Source organism: Polaromonas sp. P1_G2, assembly GCF_056405515.1.
Window position 1 is genome coordinate 1 of sequence record NZ_JBFUBY010000329.1, and the last position, 5,467, is coordinate 5,467.

General features: G+C 63.3%; 5 protein-coding genes. 2 read left to right on the plus strand and 3 right to left on the minus strand.

All coding sequences use genetic code 11. From position 1 onward, the window contains the following. Positions 1 to 636 precede the first annotated feature (636 nt). Both sigJ and AC1D0P_RS22775 read left to right on the plus strand, forming a co-directional pair. Entirely contained in the window at positions 637 to 1,545 is a 909-nt protein-coding gene (gene sigJ, locus AC1D0P_RS22770; RefSeq protein WP_477678827.1) for an RNA polymerase sigma factor SigJ, read from the plus strand. A 47-nt stretch (positions 1,546 to 1,592) separates the two neighbouring features. Next, positions 1,593 to 2,081 carry a carboxymuconolactone decarboxylase family protein gene (locus tag AC1D0P_RS22775; RefSeq protein ID WP_477678828.1) on the plus strand — a complete coding sequence of 163 codons (489 nt, stop codon included), beginning with the start codon at positions 1,593 to 1,595 and terminating at the stop codon, positions 2,079 to 2,081. 86 nt (positions 2,082 to 2,167) lie between these two features. Here AC1D0P_RS22775 and AC1D0P_RS22780 read toward each other — a convergent pair whose 3' ends face one another. The 3 genes from AC1D0P_RS22780 to AC1D0P_RS22790 all read right to left on the minus strand — a co-directional run bounded on the left by AC1D0P_RS22780 (position 2,168) and on the right by AC1D0P_RS22790 (position 5,386). Next, positions 2,168 to 2,533 carry an SPW repeat protein gene (locus AC1D0P_RS22780; protein ID WP_477678829.1) on the minus strand — a complete coding sequence of 122 codons (366 nt, stop codon included), beginning with the start codon at positions 2,531 to 2,533 and terminating at the stop codon, positions 2,168 to 2,170. 123 nt (positions 2,534 to 2,656) lie between these two features. Next, on the minus strand, positions 2,657 to 4,549 hold the full coding sequence (gene fusA / locus AC1D0P_RS22785; RefSeq protein ID WP_477678830.1) for an elongation factor G: 1,893 nt from the start codon (positions 4,547 to 4,549) through the stop codon (positions 2,657 to 2,659). A 138-nt stretch (positions 4,550 to 4,687) separates the two neighbouring features. Next, the gene (locus AC1D0P_RS22790) at positions 4,688 to 5,386 is read right to left on the minus strand and encodes a glutathione S-transferase family protein (RefSeq protein WP_477678831.1); all 699 of its coding nucleotides are present in this window, start codon (positions 5,384 to 5,386) and stop codon (positions 4,688 to 4,690) included. Positions 5,387 to 5,467: the final 81 nt, after the last annotated feature.

A 5,467-nucleotide genomic window follows, 5' to 3' on the forward strand; every position in this document is an offset into this window, starting at 1 on the left:
GCAAGTAACTTTCTTTTGCTTCGCCAAAAGAAAGTCACCAAAGAAAAGGCGACCCGCAGTCTGGGTCCCCTGCGCTTCGCTACGGGGCAACCTGCGGTGCTCGACTACGGCGGGGTCTCGCGCAAACTCGCCTTCGGCTCARACAAGCGCGATCCCTGATCCGCCTACGTCTGCGCTCCTCGGCCCAGCCAGGACGGGGCAATCGGGAKCGGAAGCGGGAACAGAAGACAGAAATACAAAGAACAAACCAAGATAAACAAGGACTCGCCAYGGCRAGTCCTTGTTTCTTMTGTATTGGTATTCCTTCCCCACCCCTTGTGGATGCGCCGAGGAGCACAGGGCCAGACGGATCAGGGCAAAAACTTGTTTGAGCCGCAGGCGAGTTGTTTTTGACCCCGGCTGGACCGAGCACCGCAGGTTGCCCGTAGCGAAGCGAAGGGACGCAGCAACCAGGGTCGCCTTTTCTTTTGCTTACTTTTCTTTTGGCGAAGCAAAAGAAAAGTGAGTAGCCGCCGGGCTACCCCCGGCCAGCAACACTCAGCAAAGAGCGCAAAGACCGAAGCAAGATCGGCCCAAAATTAGACCATTTCACCACCCCTTGTCACAATCAACCAGCCCCATCCGTCTTGCCGGTATATGGACAACGCTCCCTCCCCTTCGGCCGAAAACTTTGACCCCCACCGCCCACGCCTGCTAGGCATCGCCTACCGCATGCTGGGCTCGCACGCCGATGCCCAGGACGTGGTGCAGGACGCCTGGCTGCGCTGGAACAGCGCGCGTCCTGATGACTTGCGCAGCGCCGAAGCTTGGCTGGTCACCACGGTCACCCGGCTGTCCATAGACCGGCTGCGTGCCGCCAAGACCGCGCGCGAGCACTACACCGGCTTCTGGCTGGCCGAGCCGGTGCTGACTGATACCCAGGACTCGCCTGAGCAGATGCTGGAATTCGCCGGCGACATTTCGCTGGCCTTTCTGGCCGTGCTGGAGCGCCTGACGCCCGATGAGCGCGCGGCCTTCCTGCTGCGCGAGGTCTTTGACGCCGACTATGCCGACATGGCCCGCACGCTGGGTAAAAGCCAGGCCGCCTGCCGCCAGCTGGTCAGCCGCGCCAAGGCGCAGGTGCGGGAAGGCAAAACGCGTTTCAGCGTCAGCCGCGAAGAGCATTTGCGGCTGCTGGCACGCTTTGCCGCGGCGGCGCGTGAAGGCAATCTGGCCACTATCAAAAGCCTGATCAGCGAAGACGCCAGCCTGGTCAGCGACGGGGGCGGCGTGGTGCCGTCTTTCGGCCAGGTACTGCGCGGCGCCCAGCGGCTGGCCCAGCTCTATTTCGCCACCGCGCWCAACCATGGGCCGGCACAGCGCCTGGAGATCGCCGACATCAACGGCGTGCCGGGCCTGCTGCGTTTTGTGCATGGCCGGCTCGAGTCGGTGCAGTCGCTGTACTTCGAGAACGGCCTGCTGGCCGAGATCCACACCCAGCGCAACCCGGCCAAGCTGGTGCGGGTGCTGTCACAACTCGAGGAAGCGGGCCGTCTTAAGGGGTGAAGCTCCCGGTTGTCGGGGGCTCATTGAACTTCAAGGAGTTTTCACCCATGAGCACGATTTCCATGCCCTCGGCCAACGGCCGCCTCCAGCACCGCAAGGTGATCCCCGAAGCCGTGGGCGCCCTGGGCGCCGTCAATGCCACGCTGGAGGACTCCACCCTCGGCATGCGGCTGATAGACCTGGTGCGCCAGCGCATCTCGCAGATCAACGGCTGCGCTTATTGCGTGGACTCGCATGCGCGCGACCTGCTGGCCGGCGGCGAAGACCTGCAGCGGCTCAACAGCCTGAGCACCTGGCGCGAAGTCACCTTGTTCACCGAACGCGAGCGCGCCGCGCTGAACTGGGCCGAAAGCCTGACCCTGCTCCCGCAGACACAGGCGCCCGACGAAGACTTCGACGCCCTCGCCGCGTATTTCAACGAACGCGAGATCGCCGAGCTGACCATGGCGGCGGCGCTGATGAATGCCTGGAACCGCATAGGCGTGGGCCTGCGCCTGCCGGTCCGGGCCGCTCCCCTGAAAGTGCCGGTGGCCTGAACGTTTGGAGAAAAAGTACCTTCAGCACGGCACGTTGCCGTGTGTGAGGGTGGGCGCGCGCGCGGCGCGTCAATGTCTCAAGGCCCTCAATGGGCGTGGTGCTGCGATCTCCAGACTTTGAACTTGTCATAAAGCACACGCTCCAGGGCCCAGCCCGATGTCAGCGTGACCAGCAAGCCCATGACCAGCGCATTGAGCATGGCGTTGTCATGCCCGGCGTAGTTCCAGACCCAGGGCGAAATCATCAGGCCCACGCCCAGCAGGGCATTGGCCCAGTCGTCCAGGTGATTGGGCAGGAAGAGGTCTTGCGACGCGAGGACGATGACGGCTACGCCCACGACCACCGAGCACCATGCCGCCGCCTCGGGCAGCGCCAGCGCCCAGGGCGCGATGCATAGCCAGAGCCCCACGAAAATTTCCAGCCTGTCCTGCCAGCGATTGAGGGTATCCATGACAACCTCCGTAGTGAAGCCAAGGGAGTTTCAGTGTAGGACTCCGGTAAAAATAAGCAACGGAGGCCGGCAGACCCTGAGAGCGCAGATGTCTTTGCGTCCCCGGCGGCCGTGGCCTTGCCGTCAACCGCCCTTGCCGCGCATGATGGCCGCGGCGACGTCGGCCGTGGTTTCGGCGTAGCGCTTGAATTCCATGGTGTAGGTCGCGCGGCCCTGCGTGAGCGAGCGCAAGGTGGTGGAGTAGCCGAACATCTCCGACAGCGGCACCTCGGCGCGCACCAGCTTGCCGCCGCCACCCGCGATGTCCTCCATGCCCTGCACCATGCCGCGGCGTGACGAGAGGTCGCCCATCACGTTGCCCATGAAGTCCTCGGGCGTTTCGACTTCGACGGCCATCACGGGCTCCAGCAGCACCGGTTTGGCGCGGCGCATGGCTTCCTTGAAGGCCAGCGAACCGGCCATGCGGAAGGCGTTTTCGTTGGAATCCACGTCATGGTAGGAGCCGAACACCAGCGTGGCCTTTACGTCCACCACCGGGTATCCCGCCAGCACGCCGGCCTTCAGCGTTTCCTGTATGCCCTTGTTGACGGCGGGAATGTATTCACGCGGGATCACGCCGCCCTTGATGGCGTCGACGAATTCGTAACCCTTGCCCGAAGGCTGCGGCTCCAGGTTGAGCACGGCGTGGCCGTACTGGCCGCGCCCGCCCGACTGCTTGATGAACTTGCCTTCGACGTCGTTCACCGCCTGCCGGATGGTTTCGCGGTAGGCCACCTGCGGCTTGCCGACGTTGGCCTCAACGCTGAACTCACGCTTCATGCGGTCCACCAGGATCTCCAGGTGCAGCTCACCCATGCCCGAGATGATGGTCTGGCCGGATTCCTCGTCGGTGTGCACGCGGAACGAAGGGTCTTCCTGCGCAAGGCGGTTCAGCGCGATGCCCATTTTTTCCTGGTCGGCCTGGGTCTTGGGCTCCACTGCCTGCGAGATCACCGGTTCGGGGAAGATCATCTTCTCGAGGATGATCACGTGGGCCGGGTCGCACAGCGTGTCGCCGGTGGTCGCGTCCTTCAGGCCCACGGCCGCGGCGATGTCACCGGCGCGCACTTCCTTGACCTCATTGCGTTGATTGGCGTGCATCTGCAAAATGCGGCCCAGCCGCTCGCGCTTGCCCTTGACCGGGTTGTAGACCGTGTCGCCGGCCTTGACCACGCCCGAGTACACACGAAAGAAAATCAGCTGGCCGACGTAGGGGTCGGTCATGATCTTGAAGGCCAGAGCCGAAAAAGGCTCGTCGTCTGTTGGGTGCCGCTCGGCCTCGCCCTCGTCGTCTTCGGTGTGGCCCAGGATGGCCGGCACGTCCGCCGGAGAGGGCATGTAGTCGATCACCGCGTCCAGCATGGCCTGCACGCCCTTGTTCTTGAAGGCGCTGCCGCACAGCATGGGCACGATCTCGTTGGCAATGGTGCGCTGGCGCAGGCCCTGCCTGATTTCGTCCTCGCTCAGGGGTTCACCGGCCAGGTATTTGTTCAGCAACTCGTCATTGGCTTCGGCTGCAGCCTCAATCATCTTGGTGCGCCATTCGTTGGCGGTGTCCAGCAGCTCCGCCGGCACCTTGTACTTGTTGGCCTGGCGCCAGACGGTTTCAGACTGCGGCTGCACGCCGCCTACGGCGTCGTAGACCATCACCGCGCCGTCGAGCACGCGCATGGAGCGCTCGACCTCGATGGTGAAGTCCACGTGGCCCGGCGTGTCGATGATGTTGATGCGGTGCTCGGGGTAGTTGCCCGCCATGCCTTTCCAGAAGGCCGTGGTCGCCGCCGAGGTGATGGTGATGCCGCGCTCCTGCTCCTGCTCCATCCAGTCCATGGTGGCCGTGCCCTCATGGACTTCGCCGATCTTGTAGTTCACACCGGTGTAAAACAGGATGCGTTCGGTCGTCGTGGTCTTGCCGGCGTCGATGTGCGCGCTGATGCCGATGTTGCGATAGCGCTCTATGGGGGTATGGCGGGGCATGCTGAACTCCTTTATGACCCGGCCTGCGCGTCTTGGAGTTGTTGGCGTGGCCGGGCCCGTCAGTTTGCGCCAAAGTGCCGGGTTTTGCTTGGCTGTTTTCCTGCAGCCACATTGACGGCAGGCCTAGGGTTCAGGTTCTCAGCCGCTTTGCAGCATTTGTGCCATGAAGGCCGGCAAGGGGCGTCCGTCTGACAGCAGGTATTTCGCCATGGGGATCACCACCTCGCGCACCGAGGCGCGCGCGCTCATCCGGTCGCGCCAGGCCAGCAGCCGTGGTGTCTCCGCCGTGAGAGGCGCGCCCATGCGCTCGCCGAAAATCATTGCCATGTAGAGGGCGATGTCGGCATTCGAAAAATCCCCGGCCATGTAGTCCTGTCCGTCCAGCAGCGGCTCCAGGTAGCGGTAAAAATCCCGTGCGCCCTGCAGCGCCGCGACAGCCTGTGGGTCGCCCAGCTTGTCCTGCAGGCCCATCAGCTTGATGACATGCGGAAAGTAGACCTCGTCCGAACGATGCTCCAGCTGGCGAACCCGTGCGCGCTTGACGATGCCGGTGAGCCACAGCGCCGGTTCGGGCTTGAGGTCTTCGAGGTATTCCAGGATCTGCGTCGAATCGAAAATTTCCAGCTCACCGTGCACCAGTACCGGCACCTGCTTCTTCGGGTTGATGCGAACCACTTCCGGATTTTTGGGTGAATAACCTTCGGCTTGCGTGAAGGGCACCATGACGAGCTCAAAGGCAATGCGTTTTTCGATGGCCGCGATCTGCACTTTGGCGCCGAACATGCTGAGGCGGGCCGAGTACAGGCGGATGGACGGCGATGTGGAGGCGGAGGGCATGGTGTGGGTGTTCCGTGTGAGGCCAAAAAATTCAATGCGTGGAGGACGGCGGTTCGCGATCGAACAGGCCGGGCGCACCGC

Coding starts and splice junctions, on each gene's coding strand:
- AC1D0P_RS22790 (WP_477678831.1), bottom strand. CDS start 5,386: ATGCCCTCCGCCTCCACATCGCCGTCCATCCGCCTGTACTCGGCCCGC.
- fusA (WP_477678830.1), bottom strand. CDS start 4,549: ATGCCCCGCCATACCCCCATAGAGCGCTATCGCAACATCGGCATCAGC.
- AC1D0P_RS22775 (WP_477678828.1), top strand. CDS start 1,593: ATGAGCACGATTTCCATGCCCTCGGCCAACGGCCGCCTCCAGCACCGC.
- AC1D0P_RS22780 (WP_477678829.1), bottom strand. CDS start 2,533: ATGGATACCCTCAATCGCTGGCAGGACAGGCTGGAAATTTTCGTGGGG.